Source organism: Neobacillus sp. plas4, from assembly GCF_057221695.1.
On the sequence record NZ_CM170152.1, the window covers coordinates 3,054,546 to 3,075,668 of the forward strand.

Below are 21,123 nucleotides of genomic sequence, written 5' to 3' on the forward strand. Positions count from 1 at the left end.
ATTTCCTACCATGATTCACTTCCAAGCGAGAGATTATAACGGAAAAAGGAAAAACGGGAATTTGTACCTAATGAAACAAGAGGATCTGCAAACATTGAATATTGTTTATTTCGTTTAAAGTCAGAAGTTTCTTTGAAAAAAATGGTATAATTTTCATATATATTTTTCGGCACGTTGAATGAATCGGAGGGGAATTATGAAGATTGTAATTGCTGGGGGTTCCGGATTTATTGGTCAAAAGTTAGCAGCACTGCTTCTTGCTGAAGGGCATTCGATCGTAATTCTAACAAGACAAAAGAAGAAATCCTCTGATAAGCTGCAGTATGTTCAGTGGCTTATTGAAGGCACTTCACCAGAAAATGAAATTAATCGTGCAGATGCTTTTATTAATTTGGCGGGGGTTTCCATCAATGATGGGAGATGGACTAAGAGTCATCAGAAGCAAATATATGTCAGCCGGATGACAGCAACAGATGAGTTAGTAAGAATCATCTCAAGCCTGACTGAAAAGCCGTCTGTCTTAGTCAATGCCAGTGCTATTGGCATTTATCCAGCTTCTTTAAAGAATGTTTATAACGAAAATTCATCGGAAATAGCAGACGATTTTCTCGGCAGGACGGTACGTGACTGGGAAAATAAAGCGAAACTAGTAGAAGAACAATCCATTCGAGCGGTGTTTATGAGATTTGGTGTGGTGCTTGGGAAGGAAGGCGGAGCACTTCCGCTAATGGCGCTTCCTTATAAATTATTTGTCGGGGGAAGAGTGGGCTCAGGGGAACAGTGGGTATCTTGGGTTCATGTAACCGATGTCGTCCGCGCCATCCTCTTTGCCCTTGAACATCCTCATCTGAGTGGACCGGTTAATGTCACATCACCCTCGCCACTTCAAATGAGTGAGTTTGGGAAGGCAATAGGTTCTGTTTTACACCGCCCACACTGGTTTCCTGTACCTTCTTTCGTAATGAAAACAGTCCTAGGTCAAAAAAGTACACTCGTTTTGGAAGGTCAACACGTTATGCCTAAAGTGTTAATGGAGGAAGGATTTGAATTCACGTATCCATCACTTAAACCTGCTTTGGAGGATTTACTTACTTTTCATAAATAAGATTCAAACTTGTTTTTAATAGGCAATAATTTTAAGAATCTTAATAGACGGAGAAATTCCGCTTATTTGATAAAATACATTAAAAATATCGAAAATAGACGGAGAGATTCCGCCTATTTATAAATAAAACATAAAAATGGGGGATTTTGCATAGCATAACCGGAAAATTTCCGCTTATATTCCACGAATCATGCCCCATTTTTCAAATAACCGGAAAACTTCCGCTTATTTTACAATCGCTGGTTACTTATGCGCTATTCAACAGACTTATTTAACAAAGCCTTTCAAAATAAAGCAAAGCCCTACTCAATTGAGAAGGGCTATTACTTTTTCTTTTTGACTTTGACGATCCCATTGGCAAAATTATCTCTTTCAAAATAGCATATCACAACATCATCGACTTGAATGTTATCCCCCGATACGATGCTTTCTGCAGAAAAAATTATTTCCTTTCCATCATCGCTTTCACCGTAGTATTTATTCTCCTTAATTTCGCTAATCGTATATTCTATCGTAATGTACTCAGAGGATTCATCGTTAAGATTGGCCACTGTAGATGTGGTTTGTGATTTTACTATAACTAATATTACTAAGATTATTGCAAGCATCCCAAGGATGATCATTCTTTTCAACATAAAAATTCTACCTCCACTATGTATTTTAAGAGATGATGGGGGAAAGTAAATCCGACTTTAATCCTTTGGTCTTATTACCTATAACATACACTCTTTTTGAAGCTGGCGCAGATCCTATCAAATCCAATAAATTGACATATCGAAATTATTAGACTATTATAAGGGATAATTTATAAGATTTTTACTACTAGGGGTGCCCTGATAGACGGGCTGAGAGAAAAACGATACGTTTTTTAACCCTTTGGACCTGATCTGGATTATACCAGCGTAGGAAAGTAGCCAAGCGAAAATATCCTTTTTCTCTAACTATTTAAGCCGGGTCCTGTTAATGGATCTGGCTTTTTTATGTTTAAAAGAGTGATAGGATCATTATTTAGAAGGAGGAACTGCTATGAACAGCAGCGAAATGAGTTTAATTTTACAAAGAGTAAGAGAGGAGAACCCGCTCGTACATAATATTACCAATGTGGTCGTCACCAATTTTACGGCAAATGGGCTACTCTCTCTAGGGGCGTCTCCAGTAATGGCGAATGCTCCAGATGAGGTGGCGGACATGGTTCGGATTTCACGTGCCCTCGTGCTCAATATCGGGACTTTAAACAAAGAGGTGGTCAGCTCAATGATTCTAGCTGGAAAAACAGCGAACGAAATCGGAATTCCAGTAGTTTTTGATCCGGTGGGTGCGGGAGCGACTCCATTTAGAACGGAAATGGCACAAAAGATTATAGAAGAAGTGAAAATATCTGTTCTACGTGGAAATGTGGCTGAAATCGCCAATGTTGTTGGGGAAAAGTGGGAAATCAAGGGCGTTGATGCGGGTGAACAGCAAGGAGATCACGTGGAATTAGCCGTAAACGCAGCGAAAAAGCTCAAAACTACTGTCGTAATCACCGGAAAAGACGATGTTCTTACAAATGGCGAAACAACGTATCTAGTGTCCAATGGACATCACCTGTTAACGAAAGTAACAGGAACTGGTTGCCTATTAACCTCCGTTATCGGTGCATTTGCAGGAGTAGAAAAGAACTTTGTCCATGCTGCATTATCTGCTTTAACTTTCTATGGGATTGCAGCGGAAAAAGCATTCGAAAAGGTTGGTAATGTAGGGCCAGGCAGTTTCCAAATCGAATTTATCAATCAACTTGCCCTTGTTTCTTCAGAAGATATTCATCAATTTGCTTCATTCAAACAGCTATAAGGAGTGATCACCATGAAAAAAGCTTTAACGATTGCCGGCTCTGATAGTGGCGGCGGTGCAGGAATTCAGGCAGATTTAAAGACTTTTCAGGAGTTAGAGGTTTTCGGAATGTCTGCTCTAACCGCAGTAACAGCCCAAAATACATTAGGGGTTCAAGCTGTTTTTCCGATGACAGCGGAGGCCGTTACCAAACAAATCGAATCAATTGGCCAAGATATGGGAACAGATGCCCTTAAAACTGGGATGCTGTTTAATGCAGAGATCATCAAAGGTGTTTCCGAAAAAATAGAATACTATAATTGGAAAAATGTAGTGGTCGATCCTGTTATGATTGCTAAGGGAGGTGCATCGCTGCTACAGAATGAGGCAATTTCGGCCTTAAAACAATATTTGCTGCCTCTTTCGTTGGTCATAACACCGAATATCCCTGAGGCCGAGGTTTTAACGGAAATGTCGATTAAAACCGTAGAAGATAAACGGGCAGCTGCCAAACGACTTAATGATTTAGGAGTTAAGAATGTGGTCATAAAAGGCGGGCATGATGAAGACGAAAATGAATCAATCGATTTATTGTTTGATGGAATCGAATTTACGACATTTACAAGCACAAGAGTTCAGACAAAGAACACACACGGTACAGGGTGTACGTTCTCAGCGGTTGTCACAGCAGAACTGGCCAAGGGTTTAAGTGTATTTGAAGCAGTTTCGAAAGCGAAAAACTTTATACAAGCAGCGATTGAAGATCAACTCGAGATTGGTCAAGGGCACGGACCAACCAATCACTGGGCATATCGGAAAAGAAATCAACTGAAAAGGTAGGATTGCAGATGACGAAGACAATAAGAGAGGCATTGAAAGTCTACTTTATCATGGGCAGTACAAACTGCAAGGATCATCCTGCCCAGGTTTTGCAAGAAGCCATTGAAGGAGGAATTACCCTTTTTCAATTCCGCGAGAAAGGAATCGGAGCCTTAAAAGATGATAAAAAGGTTGAACTCGCCAAAGAACTACAACAAATATGCAGAGACCATCGAATTCCTTTCATTATTAATGACGATATCCGCTTGGCGATCGAACTGAATGCAGATGGTGTACATATAGGACAGGATGACGAGCCGATAGAGGAAGTCAGAAAGATGATTGGCAACGATAAAATCATAGGAGTTTCTGTACATAGTTATGAGGAGGCAATGAATGCATTAGAAGGTGGAGCCGATTATTTTGGAATCGGGCCTGTTTTTCCAACAAAAACAAAAGAAGATGCCAAACCATCTAACGGAACGAAGCTCATTGAAGAATTACGAGCGAGAGGGGTAACCATTCCGATTGTTGGAATAGGTGGAATCACGGCGGAAAATGCTGGGTCAGTCATCCAAGCAGGTGCAGATGGTGTATCGGTTATTACAGCCATAAGCCATGCTCCTTCCGTAACCAACGCAGCTAAAGCATTAAGAAATAGTGTCTTAGATACTCTTTAATCTTATCTATAAAGATTGGATGATTCTCGTATGGAAAAAAGTGAAAAACTTTATTCGTGCCCGTATTAACTCATTTTTGTGGATTACGGTAACGATAAAGCACTATTCGTGCCCGTTAAAGCCCATATTTGTCGTGTTCAGTAACGAATAGGTATTATTTGTTCCCGCTATTGTTCATTTTTGTTGTTTTGGGTAACGAATAGACTCGCTTGAGTAGGTATATCGTATTCTAACCAATGGAACCATTTCTATGAAAATTAAATACTAGCACTGGGGGAGCCCGAAGTTGGCTGAGAGTAGACTAAGAAGGTCTTAAACCCCTGAACCTGATCTGGATTATACCAGCGTAGGGAAGTGAACGATACATTCCACCATCGGACCTTCGAGGGGAATCGTATATAACGGTGATCCCCCAGTGCAAATAAAAACTCGGAGGGATTTTTTTATGAGAAAAACGCATAAACTCACATTGACTGCGATGATGATCGCGATTGGTACACTTACGAGTAATGTAATGTTTATACCAATTGGTATTACAAAGGTGTTCCCGATTCAGCATTTCTTGAATGTTTTGTCTGCTGTCCTATTAGGACCCGTTTATGCCGTTGCCCAGGCACTGTGTGTCTCAATCCTGCGAAATATGATGGGAACTGGTTCAATCTTTGCATTTCCAGGAAGTATGGTTGGCGCCTTATTAGCAGGGCTTCTTTTTATGAAAACCAGAAAGATTTATATGGCCTTTTTCGGTGAGGTTATTGGAACAGGTATTCTGGGTGCGATTCTCTGCTACCCAATCGCAACTCTATTAATGGGTCAAGAAGCGGCAGTGTTTGGTTTTATACCGTTATTTATATTTAGCTCGATCGCAGGTGCATTGATTGGTGCCATCATTCTTTCCATATTTTTAAAGAAGAAGGTAGCTATCTTTACTCAAAATGGAACAACGTTGAAATAGAAAGGAAGTAACTTCATGGAACAACAGCAGATCATCAACCAACTACTAACTATTCTTTCATTCGATTCACTTTCAGAAGATGAATTTAATCAAATCGCCCTGCAAATATTTGCTTACCAATACACGAATAATCTTCCTTTTCGAAAATTCTGTCAGCAAAAAGGGAAAACCATCCGGACCGTCAAAACATGGAAGGACATTCCAGCCGTGCCGATAAACGCTTTTAAGGAGGTACCGCTCACATGCATACCTCCAGAAGAGGCGGAACGGTTTTTTATGACAAGCGGCACCACAATGGGAGTGAAAGGGAAGCACTATCATCCGACGTTACAGGTTTGGAACAAATCAATGAAAACGTATTTTAAAAAACGATTTATGAGTGACAAAATTCGAATGGGCATTCTTTTCCCGACGGAAGAAGAAATGCCAAACTCTTCTTTAGCAAGGTATTTAGCCCTTGCAAAAGAAGAGTTTGGTACAGAGGACAGTCACTATCTTCTGACAGAAAATGGGGTAAATCTCCAGTTGCTTATTCAAGAATTGGAGCATGCTGAGAGTTCTGGCGAGCCCTATGCTTTATTAGGGGCCTCTTTTAGTTTTGTTCATTTAATGGAGAAACTACAAGAACTAGGACGTAGTTTTCAATTACCACCCGGTAGTAAAATTTTAGATACAGGTGGATTTAAAAACCAGTCAAAGGAATGGAATCTCGATGACTTTTATCACCAATTATCGAGTCTGCTGGGGGTACCAAAGAAAAACTGTATCAATATGTACGGAATGACGGAATTAAGCTCACAGCTATATGATTCAGGAAATGACCGGATCCCATCGGTTAAATCGGGTCCTCATTGGCTAAAAACGAGAATTATTCATCCGTTAACGGGTGAAGAAGTGGTTGAGGGTGAACGGGGTGTAATTGTTCATTGTGATCTTGCGAACTTCAATTCTGTTACGACTATATTGACAGAGGACTTAGGCATGAAAGTAGATGGTGGTTTTCTATTATTAGGCAGAGTTCAGGGAACAGAGGCGAAGGGCTGTTCGCTTGCAGTGGAAGAATTTATCCAGGCTGCCAAGGGGCTAGTGCAATGAGAGAAAGAGCTGGGTATCTTCCCGAACTTGGGGAAGAAGTGATAGAAACCAAAATTCTCACTTTTACGGGAAGAAATGAAGTACTTGAAATAGAAGCACCACTTCTGACCAAGCAGCAATTGCAACAAGTCGCTGAAAAGGTTAAAAAAGCGAGTGTGGAAGTGCTGAAATCGATGACGATAACACAGATTATTTCGATTATTGACAGTGCTGTTGAGGTATTACTCGATCGAAATTCACTTTATCGAAAAAAAGCAGAAAGACTGTTACCGATTGTTACCGGATACGATGAAGAAATGATTCGCCTTGGACTTACTTCCTTCTTAAAAAAGTTTCGTAAACCGCAGCTGCAGCGTTTCGTGGTTGAAGACTTAGGCAATCCGCTACTGCTGGATGACTTTCAGCCTCGGGCAAAAAATGGATTTTCAAAAGGTGTTGGTCCTGATTTAATCCTCCATATTTGGGCAGGAAATGTACCAGCACTTCCTTTGTGGAGCCTTATTTCTGGTTTATTGGTTAAATCAGGAAACATCGGAAAGGTTTCGAGTACTGAGCCGTTGTTTGCAGGGTGGTTTGCACGAGTATTAGTTGACATTGCCCCCAAACTAGCAGATTGCTTTGCGGTCGTTTGGTGGAAGGGTGGAGACGAGGAACGTGAAACAGAGATGTTTGCACATTCAGATGTTGTGGTCGGCTATGGTAGTAATCAGTCATTAGAAGCGATGAGTCAAAGGATCCCTGTTTCCACACGCTTTCTCCCATTTGGTCATAAAGTCAGCTTTGGGGTGGTTAGCAGCAAGGCTCTAGATTCACGAAAAGCATGGACCACCGCACATCATGCTGCATTCGATATCATCCAATTTGATCAACAGGGCTGTTATTCTCCCCATATTTTCTATGTTCAGAATGGGGGAGCCGTTTCACCTTTTGACTTTGCCCAATACATCGCGCATGAACTTGAAAACTTTGAAAAGAGATATCCAAGGCGTGTTCTATCCTTAGAAGAAATGACAACTGCCACCCATTGGCGTAACCAAGAGGAAGTAACGTCCTATACAAAACCTGCCAAACATGTCTTTGGTCAAACTGAACAACAATGGAGTGTTGTCTATGAAGAAGCTGCCTTCTTCACGCCAACCTGCTCAAATCGCAATATCAAAGTGATTGCTTTTGATGTAATAGAAGATCTATTGGCTAGTATTAAGCCATACCGGAAGTACCTGCAGAGTGTTGGGATAGCTGCTCCACCTAAAGAACTTTTTCAATGGGGTGAAGTGCTTGGTAAATCTGGTGTCACAAGGATCACTGCTTTAGGGATGATGACTTCTCCTGAGTCAGGCTGGCATCATGACGGCCGCTTTAATTTACTAGATCTCGTTCAAATGGTTGATATTGAGCATTCAGCTGAAGAGTATGCAGAAAATTTTGCAGCTTATATCGATTAGGAGGATTGGAATGAGTTTCTTACGTTTACAAGATGTGACATACAGTTATGCCAACAACCACCCAATTGTTGATGCTGTCAGTATTGAGTTAGAAAAAGGAAAGTTTCATAGTTTACTAGGTAAAAGCGGATGTGGAAAAACTACCTTATTAAAGCTTGCTGCAGGCTTAATAACCCCGGACTCAGGATCCATACAGTTACAAGGTGAGGCCGTCAAACCTTCAGAAATGATAGGGTTTGTGTTTCAAGCACCCACACTATTGGAATGGAAAACAGTCATTGATAATGTCCTTTTACCAGTTTCCATCAAGAGGAAAGTGACGAACGAGGATATTGAAAAAGCACAATCCCTATTAGCCTTAATGGGTCTATCCCATTTAAAAAGGGAATATCCGGATCGTCTCTCTGGAGGACAGCAAAGTCGAGTTTCCATTGCTAGAGCGCTCATTCAAACCCCAACCATGCTATATATGGATGAGCCTTTTTCAGCTCTTGATGCGATTACACGGGAGGAGCTTCAAGATGACCTTCTTCGGCTTTGTGAACTCCATCAAATGACTGTGTTGTTTGTTACCCATGATATCTCAGAAGCAGTCTATTTATCAGATAGAATTGTAGTGTTGGATAAAGGAAGAATGATCTATGAACAAGCTGTTGAGTTACAAGAGCGGCAAAGTGATCTTAGATATTCTCAATCCTTTAATAACCTATGTTTGCAGATTCGTATAGCCATTAATGGAGGAGAACAATGAAAAAAGCACCCATTTATTCCTGTATCTTATTCATTTTGATTCTATTGATTTGGGAAGGGCTGGCTAGTCTTTTGTCCGAGCTTATCCTCCCCGCACCGTCCGTTGTCGTCACTACCCTTATAGAAGGATTAATGAGTGGTTATTATACCCCGCATATTATTCGAACAAGTCTCGAGATTGTCATTGGACTGTTTCTCGGAAGTTTGTTGGGTATGTTGACTGGAATTTTAATGGGGGAAATTGAATTTATCCGTAAGTTATTATTTCCTTATGTCATTGCTAGTCAAGCTGTTCCTAAGCTTGCCCTTGCGCCTCTCTTTATTCTTTGGTTTGGCTTTGGAATGACGTCAAAGGTCGTGATTACCGCTTTAATTTGTTTTTTTCCGTTAATGGAAAATACCGTCACTGCCATTCAATACACCGATCGTCAAAAAATTGAGTTGTTTCAGGTGCTAGGGGCAAACAGATGGCAAACCTTATTTAAATTAAAAATACCGGCTGGGCTGCCAAGTATCCTCGCTGGCTTTCGCGTAGCAGCCGTTCTAGCGGTTGTCGGTGCTGTGGTGGGTGAATTTATTGGCGGGAGTGAAGGATTAGGAGCCTTGATTATTGCGTCGCAAGGAATGATGGATACACCCTTGATGTTTTCCGTACTCATTTTAGTGACGATCATAGGTACGCTTCTCTATCAAATCATATATTTCATGGAACAAAAATTACTTCCATATAAAAAATAAGGGGATTTTACAAATGAAAATGAAAGCAACGATTTCAGCAGCAACTTTCATTCTATTATTGTTGTTGACTGGTTGTGGCGCACAAAGTACTGCAGTAGAAAAAGAGTTAGATACAGTAAAAGTTGCAAACTGGAGCCAGCCGATTTCAGAACAAACGAATCTGCTAGTCAGTGAGGAAAAAGACTTTTTTAAAAGTCATGGTTTACGTGTGGAGTTGATACCTGGTGCTGGGGGAGGAGACGCCATTAAGAATATCATTTCAGGGAAAGCCGAAATTGCCTTCACAGATCCAGGCTCCCTCTATTTCGCCTTAAATCAAGGAGAGAAATTAAAGGTAATCTACAATATTTATCCGCAAAACATATTTAATGTGGTTTCATTAAAAACGAGTAATATCACAAAACCTGAGGACCTAAAGGGAAAAACCATTGGCGTCTATAGCCTTTCAAGTGGTACAAGACAAAATCTACTTGTTCTTCTAAACCAAGCAGGCCTTACGGAAAAAGACGTCACGATCGTTGAAACGGGTCTGTTGAATTTTGCCCCGCTGATGCAAGGGCAGGTTGACGCAACGGCTGCTACCGACACTGGCTTAGTGACCGCAATGGAAAAAGGACTTTCGGATGTAAATGTATTAGAAGTAAAAGATTATTTCAATGTCCCAAGCGATGTCTTTGTGGTAACAGAAAAAACGTACAACGAGAAAAAGAACATGCTGAAAAGGTTTATCGAAGGCTATCAAAATAGTGCAGAGTGGATGATCAACCAGCCAGAGGAAGCAGCTGATTTGGCTGTAAAATACGCCATTGATGGCAAAGATAAAAAACACAATTTAGAAATTATTAAACTACGAAACGAATCTAGTATTTCGAATACAACGAACGAAAGAGGTTTGGGCGCATTAGAAGCAGATGTGTTGCAACAGGGTGCTGATGCGTATAAAAAGTTAGGGTTAATCGATAAGGATTTAAATATGGCGGATGTAATCGTTGGAGATTTCCTTCCTAAAAAGAAATAGGAGGCTGGCATATTGTGAGGAAATTTGAAAATAAAACGGTCCTCGTTACGGGTTCAAGTAGAGGAATCGGGGCTGCCATTGCAAAAGGATTCGCTAAAGAAGGGGCAACCGTTATTGTAAACTACGTTCAAAATGAGAAAGCAGCAGAAAAAACAGTGACCTCATGTATTGAGCTTGGCGGTGATGCATGGGCAATTCAAGCCGATGTAACATCTGAGTCAGCTGTTAAAGGGATGATGGAGCAAATTGAACTCGAAGTAGGAAAATTAGATGTGGTTGTCAATAATGCCTTTAAACCGTATATATTTAATCCAGATACACGGAAGATGTTTTCGCAATTAAAATGGGCTGATTATCAAGAACAAATTGATGGAGCACTAAAATCTAGCTACTATGTTTGTCAAGAAGCCATTCCTTTGATGAAAAAACAAACGAAGGGCAGCATTATTAATGTTGCAACCAACTTAGTGGATCGGCCGCTCGTCCCTTATCATGATTACACAACAGCAAAATCAGCGTTAATCGGATTTAGCCGTAATCTAGCTGTTGAAGTAGGAGCTTTCGGAATTAGAGTCAATTGTGTGGCACCTGGATTGGTGTATCCAACCGATGCCAGTCGTGAAACAAAAGAAGATGTAAAGGAAATGATCATCGCCCAAACACCATTAAGAAGAATCGCAACACCAGGGGATATTGTCGGACCTGTGCTTTTCTTAGCCTCCGAATGGAGCTCATTTATGACCGGACAGACACTGAATGTCGATGGCGGTCTTGTCATGAGTTAGATAGGAGTAAACCAAAAGAAGCATTAACCTTTAACGATAGAATAGTAAAAGTGTCCAGCACAGCTGGTGGACAAATGTCCATCTATGTTCCTGGACACTTTTTTTCATAAAAGGTCTTTGGGTACCGCTAAGGTATAAAAAATAGGCTTTTGTATGAGTAGCAATACCCACCCATTGTACATATTTTGTTGGGGAAGGTTTAGCAGTGTGTTTACCTATTTTCAAGTTTTATCTGTGCTCATATTAAGTTGGTTGCTGCGGCCCTTTTTAAATATATAAGGAGGTAATAAAAATGAATGATTTTCATAGTCAACTCCAAGGGTTAAATCTAGGTGATTTCCATGCGAGCCAGGCCGTTCCTTTTGACCCAAGCATGTACTATACTGATCCTACCCGATTTGGTGGTATGGGCGGTATTGGCGGTATTGGTGGTCTTGGCGGTGTTGGTGGTCTTGGCGGTGTTGGTGGTCTTGGTGGTGTTGGTGGTCTTGGCGGTTTTGGAAGATGTTCTAGCTGTTTTAACTGCTTCCACAACTGCTTCCACAATTGCTTCCACAATTGCTTCCACAATTGCTTCCACAATTGCTTCCACAATTGCGGCGGTCGCTGTCATAATTGCGGAGGCGGTCGTTGCGGCGGTTGATAGCTTTCATTTTGTAAGGAAAACTCAAATTAGAAATGTAGAGGAGAAAAGTCCCGACAATTGTTGTTGGGGCTTTTCTTTACAGAATTAACATAAGGGACAAATTGCAATACATAGGATGATAGTGATGATAAATAAATATGAAGAAAGCTACGGCTAAGGAGGAGCGAAATGACGAATATGAACCCTTCTATGCGTCTAAAAGTGAAAAGGGACACGTTTTTTCTCCCTGATCCAAACAGCGGTGTGTATTTTCGGAACAATGAAAGTTCGTTCCGTATGGAAGGCAGTATGATTGATCAATGGATTGAAAAGCTAATACCAATGTTTAATGGTGAGTACACCTTGGAGTATTTGACAAAAGGATTGTCGGGGGCATACCGAGATAGAGTGTTTGAAATAGCAGAAGCACTATATCGAAATGGATTTGTTCGAGATGTGAGCCAAGACCAACCGCATCAATTGAAGGAACAGGTTCTAAAAAAGTATACTTCTCAAATTGAATTTGTAGATAATTTGGTTGATTCGGGTGCGTTCCGTTTTCAGACCTTTCGTCAAGCGAAAGTGTTGACAGTAGGCTCTGGTCCTTTTTTTGTTTCGTTGGTGGCGTCGTTACTTTATTCCGGATTGCCCAAGTTCCAAATGTTGATTACTGACACGGTTCAGACCAATAGACAGCGTTTGATGGAACTGGTGGCACATGCCCGTAAAACAGACTCAGAAGTGGAGATAGAGGAGGTTACACATAACAAGCAGGGAGAAAGTTCCTGGCAGGAAATATTGAAACCGTTTGATTATATTTTATATGTGTCTGAAAAGGGTGATGTAGAGGAACTCCAACTTCTACATAGGGTTACTAGGGAAGAGAAGAAAGTGTTTCTCCCAGCTATCTGTTTAGAGCAGGCGGGTTTAGCGGGTCCGATAGTACATCCTGACTCAGAGGCGTGCTGGGAGTCTGCATGGCGCCGTATTCACAAATCGGCTCTTTTCAAAGATCAGCCATTTTCAGCCTTTTCTCCCACAGCCGGAGCAATGTTAGCAAATTTAGTCGTATTTGAGTTGTTTAAAAACGTTACGGGTGTATCCGAAAGGGAACAGAAGAATCAATTCTTCCTTCTAGATTTGGAAACGTTAGAAGGAAACTGGCATTCGTTCATGCCTCATCCACTGGTGACAGGACAAACATCAGCTAGATTGGTTGAAGATTTAGATATTCGACTAGCACAAGGATTGGAAAGAAGTGATCCGGGTACATTACTTCTTGCCTTCAACCAGTTGACCTCAAAGGTATCTGGAATTTTCCATATATGGGAGGAGGGGGATTTAAGACAGCTACCGTTAGCTCAGTGCCGAGTTAAAGCAGTCAACCCAATGGCAGAGGGGCCATCTGAACTGTTGGGTGATATTGTCTGTACAGGTCTGACACATGAGGAGGCAAGAAGGGAAGCGGGTTTGTCAGGAATTGAAGCGTATGTATCACCAATAGTCGGTTCGCTCGATCTACCTGCAGAGTTGGAGATTGGAGTTGGTGAAACGTTCGCGGAAGGTATTTGCCGGGGATTGCAAAAGTGTTTGGACGAGGAGTTGATTAGACAAAGTCTTGAGCAAATGTATTCAGTCGCCCCGGTGCAGGTGAGTAAAGTAGAAGATGAACGCTGTCGTTATTATTTGCAGGCACTGACTACGTTGCAGGGAGCACCGACTTTAGGTGTAGGTAAGGATGTGTATGGATTTCCGGCTGTGTGGATTGGTACAAAAGATGGATGGTATGGCAGTGTCGATTTGAATATAACTATGGCATTACGAAATGCGCTGCAACAGGCAATTATCAAAGTGCAAAATGAAGCAGAATTCGTACCAGCACGATCCTTGGAGATTTCGTCGATCCTTCTAGATGAAAAAGTGTTGCAAAGCCTCGAAATTCCTGCGAGTGGAGAGAGGATACAGTCTGAGAACTTGTTGACTGCGTTGGAAATCTTGGAACGGAACGGAAAGCAGTTGTTTGTATATGAATTAGAACTAGAACCCTTTTTGAAAGAGGGATTGACAGGGGTATTTGGGGTATTGGTTCAAGAGGAGGGATTAAGGTGAGTGCTTTCGTTTTGGTTGTAGGAGAAGGGCTGCTGGCAGACCACATGTGTGAAGAACTGTCATCTCAATACCTGGTAGTTCGCCAAACCGATTTCGGAGCAATAGTACCGGGAAAGATAAATTTGGCATTGGTTTTACAAGATGCCTGGAATCCCTCTGTTCATCAAAAAGCAGAAGAAGTTTTTCGTCAAACCAACACTCCTTGGCTTCGTGGCTTTTTTACGTTTGGAGAGGGGGTTATAGGTCCTTTTGTTCAACCAGGTACGGCAGGATGCTCTAAATGCGCTGAAATGCGTCGTCTAATAACAGGACGCGACCGAATTGAGATGTGGGAGATGCAAAAGAGGTTGGAGTTATCCGGAGAAATGCAACAGGAAGCTTGGGTGTCGCATTCGGGAATATTACAGATGGCCCACTTGATTGGGACGGAGGTCCAAAGAATTATGAAGGGGGATCAGGCTTACTCAGAAGAAAAGTTATGTTTCATCAATCTAAAAACATTGGATAGTACCTGGCATAGGTTTCTGCCCGTCGCCTTGTGTCAGGAATGTAGTCAATTACCTGACGATTCGCCAGACATGGCTCGAATTTCACTTCAGAAAAGTCCGAAAGTTACCAGCGACAGTTACCGCAGCCGTTCATTAGATGACCTGAATAATGTCCTCGTTAAAGACTATCTCGATAATAAAACCGGCCTTTTGAATAATAAAATGGTTAACCTCGTGCATACATTTGCTGATGTAAGTGTCAATTTGCCTTTATTCGAGGGGGATGAGGGAACAGCAGGACGGACTAACTCATTCGCGGTAAGTGAGTTAACGGCCATTTTGGAAGGGTTGGAGCGGTACTGTGGATTGGAGCCTCGTGGAAAACGGACAGTGGTTCATGACACGTATAACAACTTGAAAAATCAAGCACTTAATCCAATAGAGGTGGGCGTACATGCAAAAGAACAATATGAGAGACCTGGTTTTCCATTTACAGAATTTGATCCAGATCGCGCGATTGATTGGGTATGGGGATATTCGTTTTTAGAAGAGCGCCCGATTCTAGTTCCAGAGCTGCTTGCCTATTACAGTTTGGGCTGCGGTTCACGAGGATTTGTTTATGAAACTTCTAACGGATGCGCATTGGGGGGAAGTCTTGAAGAGGCCATTTTCTACGGTATATTGGAGGTGGTGGAGCGCGATTCGTTCTTAATGACTTGGTACGCGCAGATGCCTCTCCCGCGTCTTGACCCAGCTTCCACTGAAGACCAAGAGCTTCTGTTAATGATTGAAAGGATGCGTACGGTTGCGGGATATGATCTATATTTGTATAACTCAACGATGGAGCACGGAATTCCAAGTATTATGGCCATAGCGAAAAACAGAAAGGAAAAAGGAATGAATCTTATCTGTGCGGCCGGATCTCATTTGGACCCTGTGCGGGCAGTAAAAACGGCGGTTCACGAATTAGCTGCTATGATGCTGTCATTGGATGAGAATTTAGAGGCGAACCAGGAGGAGTATGTGCGAATGTTGCATGATTCTTCTTTGGTGCTACAAATGGATGATCATGGCATGCTGTACGGGTTACCGCAAGCGGAAGACCGCCTGAAGTTTTTGCTGGACGAACGTCGTCCATTGCGTTCGTTTAATGAAGAATTCAAGTGGAAGTCAACACATTTAGATCTTACCGATGATCTTCAGGATATTCTTCAAGTATTTCGCCGATTAAACCTCGATGTGATTGTGGTTGACCAGACGACACCGGAAACGGCCCGAAACGGACTGTATTGTGTAAAAGTGCTGATTCCGGGTATGCTGCCGATGACATTCGGACATCATCTTACACGCTTGACAGGGCTAAATAGAGTGCTCAGGGTACCTATGGAACTTGGATATTCAAATGAACCGCTGTCATTCGAACAACTCAATCCACATCCGCATCCGTTTCCATAAGCACTTCACTAGGAGGAGGGAATATGAGCCTAGATGAGTTTCTGCACCATTTACATTTTGATATTGAGAAGGCAAGTATACCTAATTGGGAAGTGGATTGGGAAGATAAACCACTTCCCTATAAACTTTACCGCGATTTGCCTGTGTTTCCTTTATCTCTAGAAGTACCACTGACACTAGAAAAACATGAACAACCCGCCACACCCGACCTATATAAAATCGGGCATTTTCTTTGGTATGTTTACGGCCTTACTCAATTTAGCCAAACTCTCTTTAGCTTGGATTCAACAGAGAAAGCAGCAGAAGTAATGCAATCAAACAGGAGGTTTGCTCCCTCGGGCGGAGCGCTGTATCCAAACGAATTATACGTATATTTAAAAATCGAGGAATTACCAGTTGGAGTGTACAACTATGATGTGGCGCACCATCGCTTAGTATTACTGCGAGAAGGAAATTTCGATTCCTATATTGCCAGGGCTCTTGGTAATCGTTGTGATGTTTCAACATGTTTTGGAACGGTTTTTGTATCGACCATGTTTTGGAAAAATTTTTTCAAATACAATAACTTTGCCTACCGTCTGCAGGGATTGGATGCCGGTGTCTTGATTGGACAATTATTGGAAGTATCGAAACGGTTTGGATTCGAATCAGGGGTATACTTTCAATTTCTTGATCGAGCCATGAATCATTTACTTGGTTTATCTGAACAAGAGGAAAGTGTATATGCCGTCATCCCGCTATCGGTGGAACCAACCATTTGGTCAGCGAACGGGAGTGAAAAGGACAGAATGGTATCTGCAGCACAGTTGTGCCAAGAATTGCCATCGATTGACACGGATCACTACGTCCGGTCACAACGGGTTAAAGAGTATCCTATGCTAAATAAGTTAAATGAAGTGTCCATGCTAGAGGATACAATCTCGTTTTGTTTAATCGAGGAGAAGGTGAATGGGAGTCGTGGTGGGCAAGAGGTAGCCCTGCCTCATACTGAGAAGCTGTCATATGATCTGGGGGCTGCTTGCCGAAAGCGATTTTCTCCAGATATGGATTTCATAATGGGGAAGGTAAGTCACCTCGACTTGGCAAATCTGCTTCACGAGGCGACGGATTCCTTTTTGTATCGTAATGATTTGGAAGTTGTGCACAAGAAGCACGAACACCGTGTATCACTAAATGTCTGTTTGTATAATGTTGAAGGCATAGCTAATGGTGCGTATCAATATGACAGCACTGCTCATGCATTATGTCTGATCCATCCCGGGGATCATCGACTCCTGCTGCAATCTGGTTTGTCGTTATATAATGTAAATTTGCTCCAAGTGCCACTCTGCATACATGTCACAGGAGACAAGGATTACTATAAAACTACACTCGGATACAGGGGATATCGCATCCAACAAATGGAGGCAGGAATGCTCGTGCAACGATTGCTCTTGTCTGCAGCTGCAATTGGAATGGGAGGCCACCCGCTCCTCGGATATGATTCCAACCTAAGTGATGAGATTTACAAGCTAGAGCCGCATGGAAAAACCAGCTTAATTCAAATTCCGATTGGTCGCTATCGTGATCGACCTTGGTTAATAGGTGGATTGTATAGTTAATAGAGTTAACGAAATCAAAATGTGTAAGAAACAACACTGTTTTAAAAACTGGGCCTCATGAGTTGTTTCATGAAGCCCCAATTCTGTTTGATTTCCTAAAAGCGTGTCTCATGAGGCGTTCATGAATCCTAAAAACCGTTTGATTTCATATATTCGGACCTCATGAAGCGTTCATGAAGTTCAAGACAGTTAGATTTCATATATTCGTGCCTCATGAAGCATTCATGAAGACCATATCGATCTTGCAAAATCCTCCATACTAGATCTCTACTATTCTATGAATTATTACCCATCCAATTTTTTAATCGAATGGGTAATGGGATTTGTTTTAAATATATGCTTTTATTGCTTTAAAGTTTTAACTATAATTTGTATTATGTGTAGTAGTGGAAAATCTACATTAAGATTAAGTTTATATAGGGAAGTGAGCGTATGCTTAAAATTTGGAATATTGAAAAGATCATTGAAGAAACACTAGAAAAGCTTAATTTAGATATAAACTATGAAATTAACAATAAACTCACTGTACCTATGAGTTATAACGTTTCGACAAATACGATAAAATTTAATTATCTTCAGGTTAACGGTTATATAAATAAAATTAGAATGAAAGAGACAGAGGAAAACATTGTTAAAATTATACTTTATCATGTGATTGGATATTACCTAGATTTTAAGAAAAACAAACATGATTTGAGGACCCTAAAGTATGGTGAAGACCACGAGATAGCAAAGTTGAAAATGGAAATTGAAACGAATGCTTGGGTGTATGGAAGAACATTAGTGTCTGAACAATTGTTACACTCATATGATCAAGTACGTGAATTAGATAAAGGACTGGTACATGGTCAACTAACTAATTTATAATGACCATTTTACTCACTGTTTAAAACTTTATCGCAAGTGATCAAAGAATCTACATTTTAAAATTTATTTCACTTAACGTGAGGTGTAAATACTTGAAGGCAGATGCTGTTTTTGAAGGCGGGGGAGCTCGGGGTATTGCTTTTGTCGGAGCCATACAAGCAATGGAAGAGGAAAAGGTAGAATGGCAAAGAATAGCTGGAACCTCAGCAGGGGCCGTAATCGCTGCTCTTTTGGCAGGCGGCTATAAAAGCCATGAAATTAGAAAACATCTAAGTGAACTCAATTTTTCTAAGCTTCGGGGAAGGACTTTCTTGAACCGAGTTCCAATTTTCGGGAGTTTACTAGAACTACTGATTCATCTTGGAATTTATAAAAATGATTATTTAGAAACATGGGTGGAGTCACTTCTTTCAGAAAAAGGTATTAAGACATTTGCAGATCTTCCAGATGGAAAGTTGAAGATTATTGCATCGGATGTTTCGAATGGGCAAATGCTTATTTTGCCAGATGACTTAATTCGCTATGGGATGACTCCAGCTGATTTAAACGTTTCAACCGCTGTGATGATGAGTTCATCGATACCATTTTTCTACCGTCCCGTTATTTGGAGATCAAAAGATCGTAACAAATCATATATTTTAGACGGTGGACTACTTAGTAATTTCCCCATATGGATATTTGATACTGACAACCCTCAGTTTCCAACGTTTGGATTCCGTTTTGTGAAAGATGAAGTAAACATAGACCCTGTTATACCAACTCCTTTACACCTGTTTAAAAATATTTTTAAAACAATGATTCAGGCACATGATTTACGTCATATGAACGATGAAACTCTTGAACGCACTATTAAAATTCCAACAGATGACATCAACGCAACTGATTTTCAATTGAATGAGGATGAAATTGAATTTCTTTATCATTCAGGATATACCTCTGCAAAAGAATTTTTATCGAAGTGGGATTTTGAACAACATAAGGCTAAAAGAAGGCAAAGTGTAAAGAAGAAAACATAGAGGTGTAAGCCAAAAGTCCCCGGACCATAGTGGATCGGGGACTCTTTCTTGTAAAATGGCTTTATGGTTTTCGCTATATAGTATCTTAAATCAAATTAGCTTGTAACAGCCCAGTAGGCTGGTTATTAAAAATACGAACATTACAAATCTACAAACACCAAAATACCACCAATACACGAATATTAAAGTGTTTATTTGAAACATTATTCATGCTTTGTTGAATTACTCCGATTTATTTGTTATACTCACTTTAGTAACTAATAACAAAACTTCCGCCAGTTAACTATTTATTATTATTCTGCTAAGCTAGCAATTATTCTATTGTAATATATCTTAATATTCTCTATAATTCTATTTATTAGAATTTATTGTCTAGTGTGCAAATTGGGGGATTATGATTCGAACCATAAATTTCCTATGTAAGGGTGCAAAATATTTTATACAAGTGGGGGAAGAATTTATGAAAAATCTACTTAAAAAGTGGAATCAAGTCAGCCTCGTAAAACAAATTGTGATTGGTTTAATTATTGGTATCATCCTGGCTGTAAGTGTTCCGCAAGTGGCAAAGCCAGTGGTCATTTTAGGCTCATTGTTCGTAGGTGCGTTAAAAGCGATAGCACCTGTATTGGTACTTTTCTTGGTTATGTCTGCTATCGCCCAACACAAGCAAGGTAAACAAACAAATATGAAATCAATCCTTTCGCTATACCTTTTAGGTACGTTTTTAGCTGGTTTGATCGCCGTAATTGTTAGCTTTATTTTTCCAGTTACCATTTCACTCACGAAAGGTGCTGAGGATTTGGCAGCTCCTGGGGGTGTGGTAGAGGTTATCAAATCTTTATTTCTTAACGTAGTCGATAACCCAGTAAATGCCATTATTAATGCTAATTATATCGGGATACTAGCTTGGGCAATTGTCCTTGGTTTGGCTCTCCGAAATGCTCCAGATACGACTAAAACGATGATTACTAATTTATCCGATGCTGTTTCTAAAATCGTTACTTGGGTCATTAAGTTTGCTCCATTCGGAATCATGGGTCTAGTTATTGATTCCATTACAACAAATGGACTCGAGTCTCTGCTAAGCTATGGAAAATTACTTGCTATTTTGATTGGATGTATGCTCTTTGTAGCTTTTGTTGTCAATCCAATCATGGTATACGTAAATGTTCGTCAAAACCCATACCCATTAATATTCAGGTGCATTAATGAAAGTGCGATTACAGCGTTCTTTACCCGAAGTTCGGCTGCAAACATCCCAGTCAATATGAAATTATGTGAAAAACTAGGTTTAGATAAAGATTCCTATTCTGTTTCTATTCCATTAGGGGCAACCATTAATATGGCTGGTGCAGCTGTTACGATCTCTGTCTTGACACTCGCTGCGGTTCATACGCTTGGAATTGAAGTGGATATACCCACAGCCATTATCCTTAGTGTTGTAGCAGCCATCTGTGCCTGCGGTGCTTCAGGGGTTGCCGGTGGTTCACTCTTATTGATTCCACTGGCATGCAGCCTTTTTGGGATTCCAAATGATGTAGCTATGCAGGTAGTAGGAGTTGGCTTCATCATTGGTGTTTTACAAGATTCATTTGAAACCGCCCTTAACTCTTCGACAGACGTTCTTTTCACTGCAACGGCTGATTATAAGAAGAGATTGAAGGAAGGAAAAAAAGTCGAAATCAATAAAGTTGCATAACAAAACAAAAAACTCTCGATTCCTTTTGCGGAATCGAGAGTTTTTTGTTTTGTATTGTAGG

The 21,123-nt window shown here is 40.8% G+C and carries 19 protein-coding genes and 2 riboswitches; of the genes, 17 read left to right on the forward strand and 2 right to left on the reverse strand.

Translation table 11 applies throughout. From position 1 onward, the window contains the following. Positions 1-196: 196 nt before the first annotated feature. On the forward strand, positions 197-1,105 hold the full coding sequence (locus AC2TFD_RS15170) for a TIGR01777 family oxidoreductase (protein ID WP_484676250.1): 909 nt from the start codon (positions 197-199) through the stop codon (positions 1,103-1,105). A 323-nt stretch (positions 1,106-1,428) separates the two neighbouring features. On the opposite strand, the gene AC2TFD_RS15175 is transcribed toward AC2TFD_RS15170, so the two are convergent. Beyond that, positions 1,429-1,740, reverse strand: coding sequence for a hypothetical protein (locus AC2TFD_RS15175; RefSeq protein ID WP_484676251.1), 312 nt, complete (start codon positions 1,738-1,740; stop codon positions 1,429-1,431). A 179-nt stretch (positions 1,741-1,919) separates the two neighbouring features. Next, positions 1,920-2,031: riboswitch (TPP riboswitch) on the forward strand. 100 nt (positions 2,032-2,131) lie between these two features. Here AC2TFD_RS15175 and thiM point away from each other — a divergent pair. The 10 genes from thiM (at position 2,132) to AC2TFD_RS15225 (ending at position 11,202) form a co-directional block, all read left to right on the forward strand. After that, complete coding sequence (gene thiM / locus AC2TFD_RS15180; RefSeq protein ID WP_484676252.1) at positions 2,132-2,938, forward strand: hydroxyethylthiazole kinase; 807 nt, start codon at positions 2,132-2,134, stop codon at positions 2,936-2,938. 12 nt (positions 2,939-2,950) lie between these two features. Continuing rightward, entirely contained in the window at positions 2,951-3,757 is an 807-nt protein-coding gene (gene thiD / locus AC2TFD_RS15185) for a bifunctional hydroxymethylpyrimidine kinase/phosphomethylpyrimidine kinase (RefSeq protein WP_484676253.1), read from the forward strand. Positions 3,758-3,765: 8 nt separating this feature from the next. Continuing rightward, positions 3,766-4,416, forward strand: a complete 651-nt coding sequence (gene thiE, locus AC2TFD_RS15190; protein WP_484676254.1) for a thiamine phosphate synthase — start codon at positions 3,766-3,768, stop codon at positions 4,414-4,416. 262 nt (positions 4,417-4,678) lie between these two features. Continuing rightward, a riboswitch (TPP riboswitch) is annotated at positions 4,679-4,786 on the forward strand. 75 nt (positions 4,787-4,861) lie between these two features. Then, complete coding sequence (gene thiW / locus AC2TFD_RS15195) at positions 4,862-5,371, forward strand: energy coupling factor transporter S component ThiW (protein WP_484676255.1); 510 nt, start codon at positions 4,862-4,864, stop codon at positions 5,369-5,371. A gap of 15 nt (positions 5,372-5,386) precedes the next feature. Beyond that, a complete protein-coding gene (locus AC2TFD_RS15200; RefSeq protein ID WP_484676256.1) occupies positions 5,387-6,466 on the forward strand; it encodes a LuxE/PaaK family acyltransferase in 1,080 nt (359 codons plus the stop codon). Beyond that, positions 6,463-7,911, forward strand: a complete 1,449-nt coding sequence (locus AC2TFD_RS15205) for an acyl-CoA reductase (protein ID WP_484676257.1) — start codon at positions 6,463-6,465, stop codon at positions 7,909-7,911. Before AC2TFD_RS15200 ends, AC2TFD_RS15205 begins: the two co-directional genes overlap by 4 nt. A 10-nt stretch (positions 7,912-7,921) precedes the next feature. After that, positions 7,922-8,662 (forward strand): ABC transporter ATP-binding protein, encoded by a 741-nt coding sequence (locus AC2TFD_RS15210; RefSeq protein ID WP_484673437.1) that lies wholly within the window; start codon positions 7,922-7,924, stop codon positions 8,660-8,662. Further along, entirely contained in the window at positions 8,659-9,399 is a 741-nt protein-coding gene (locus AC2TFD_RS15215) for an ABC transporter permease (RefSeq protein WP_484673438.1), read from the forward strand. The genes AC2TFD_RS15210 and AC2TFD_RS15215 overlap by 4 nt, the downstream gene beginning before the upstream one ends. 13 nt (positions 9,400-9,412) lie before the next feature. Next, positions 9,413-10,417 carry an ABC transporter substrate-binding protein gene (locus AC2TFD_RS15220; protein WP_484673439.1) on the forward strand — a complete coding sequence of 335 codons (1,005 nt, stop codon included), beginning with the start codon at positions 9,413-9,415 and terminating at the stop codon, positions 10,415-10,417. Positions 10,418-10,428: 11 nt separating this feature from the next. Further along, entirely contained in the window at positions 10,429-11,202 is a 774-nt protein-coding gene (locus tag AC2TFD_RS15225) for a 3-oxoacyl-ACP reductase (protein WP_484676327.1), read from the forward strand. 328 nt (positions 11,203-11,530) lie between these two features. Here AC2TFD_RS15225 and AC2TFD_RS15230 read toward each other — a convergent pair whose 3' ends face one another. Further along, positions 11,531-11,782, reverse strand: coding sequence for a hypothetical protein (locus AC2TFD_RS15230; protein ID WP_484673440.1), 252 nt, complete (start codon positions 11,780-11,782; stop codon positions 11,531-11,533). A 234-nt stretch (positions 11,783-12,016) separates the two neighbouring features. Here AC2TFD_RS15230 and AC2TFD_RS15235 point away from each other — a divergent pair, with 234 nt between their 5' ends. From AC2TFD_RS15235 to sstT, 6 genes are all read left to right on the forward strand, one after another. Next, positions 12,017-13,936 (forward strand): putative thiazole-containing bacteriocin maturation protein, encoded by a 1,920-nt coding sequence (locus AC2TFD_RS15235; RefSeq protein WP_484673441.1) that lies wholly within the window; start codon positions 12,017-12,019, stop codon positions 13,934-13,936. Beyond that, complete coding sequence (locus AC2TFD_RS15240; RefSeq protein WP_484673442.1) at positions 13,933-15,879, forward strand: TOMM precursor leader peptide-binding protein; 1,947 nt, start codon at positions 13,933-13,935, stop codon at positions 15,877-15,879. The genes AC2TFD_RS15235 and AC2TFD_RS15240 overlap by 4 nt, the downstream gene beginning before the upstream one ends. Positions 15,880-15,902: 23 nt before the next feature. Then, complete coding sequence (locus AC2TFD_RS15245; RefSeq protein WP_484673443.1) at positions 15,903-17,480, forward strand: SagB family peptide dehydrogenase; 1,578 nt, start codon at positions 15,903-15,905, stop codon at positions 17,478-17,480. Between the two features lie 432 nt (positions 17,481-17,912). Then, on the forward strand, positions 17,913-18,347 hold the full coding sequence (locus AC2TFD_RS15250) for a hypothetical protein (RefSeq protein ID WP_484673444.1): 435 nt from the start codon (positions 17,913-17,915) through the stop codon (positions 18,345-18,347). A 92-nt stretch (positions 18,348-18,439) separates the two neighbouring features. After that, positions 18,440-19,363 carry a patatin-like phospholipase family protein gene (locus AC2TFD_RS15255; protein WP_484673445.1) on the forward strand — a complete coding sequence of 308 codons (924 nt, stop codon included), beginning with the start codon at positions 18,440-18,442 and terminating at the stop codon, positions 19,361-19,363. Positions 19,364-19,823: 460 nt separating this feature from the next. Continuing rightward, positions 19,824-21,062, forward strand: coding sequence for a serine/threonine transporter SstT (gene sstT, locus AC2TFD_RS15260; protein WP_484673446.1), 1,239 nt, complete (start codon positions 19,824-19,826; stop codon positions 21,060-21,062). The last annotated feature ends 61 nt before the right edge of the window (positions 21,063-21,123 follow it).

Excerpts from the sequence above, each read along its gene's own strand:
- thiE (WP_484676254.1), top strand. The coding sequence starts at position 3,766 with ATGACGAAGACAATAAGAGAGGCATTGAAAGTCTACTTTATCATGGGC.
- AC2TFD_RS15175 (WP_484676251.1), bottom strand. The coding sequence starts at position 1,740 with ATGTTGAAAAGAATGATCATCCTTGGGATGCTTGCAATAATCTTAGTA.
- AC2TFD_RS15170 (WP_484676250.1), top strand. The coding sequence starts at position 197 with ATGAAGATTGTAATTGCTGGGGGTTCCGGATTTATTGGTCAAAAGTTA.
- AC2TFD_RS15215 (WP_484673438.1), top strand. The coding sequence starts at position 8,659 with ATGAAAAAAGCACCCATTTATTCCTGTATCTTATTCATTTTGATTCTA.
- AC2TFD_RS15205 (WP_484676257.1), top strand. The coding sequence starts at position 6,463 with ATGAGAGAAAGAGCTGGGTATCTTCCCGAACTTGGGGAAGAAGTGATA.
- thiD (WP_484676253.1), top strand. The coding sequence starts at position 2,951 with ATGAAAAAAGCTTTAACGATTGCCGGCTCTGATAGTGGCGGCGGTGCA.
- AC2TFD_RS15245 (WP_484673443.1), top strand. The coding sequence starts at position 15,903 with ATGAGCCTAGATGAGTTTCTGCACCATTTACATTTTGATATTGAGAAG.
- thiW (WP_484676255.1), top strand. The coding sequence starts at position 4,862 with ATGAGAAAAACGCATAAACTCACATTGACTGCGATGATGATCGCGATT.
- thiM (WP_484676252.1), top strand. The coding sequence starts at position 2,132 with ATGAACAGCAGCGAAATGAGTTTAATTTTACAAAGAGTAAGAGAGGAG.
- sstT (WP_484673446.1), top strand. The coding sequence starts at position 19,824 with ATGAAAAATCTACTTAAAAAGTGGAATCAAGTCAGCCTCGTAAAACAA.
- AC2TFD_RS15235 (WP_484673441.1), top strand. The coding sequence starts at position 12,017 with ATGACGAATATGAACCCTTCTATGCGTCTAAAAGTGAAAAGGGACACG.
- AC2TFD_RS15200 (WP_484676256.1), top strand. The coding sequence starts at position 5,387 with ATGGAACAACAGCAGATCATCAACCAACTACTAACTATTCTTTCATTC.
- AC2TFD_RS15250 (WP_484673444.1), top strand. The coding sequence starts at position 17,913 with ATGCTTAAAATTTGGAATATTGAAAAGATCATTGAAGAAACACTAGAA.
- AC2TFD_RS15220 (WP_484673439.1), top strand. The coding sequence starts at position 9,413 with ATGAAAATGAAAGCAACGATTTCAGCAGCAACTTTCATTCTATTATTG.
- AC2TFD_RS15210 (WP_484673437.1), top strand. The coding sequence starts at position 7,922 with ATGAGTTTCTTACGTTTACAAGATGTGACATACAGTTATGCCAACAAC.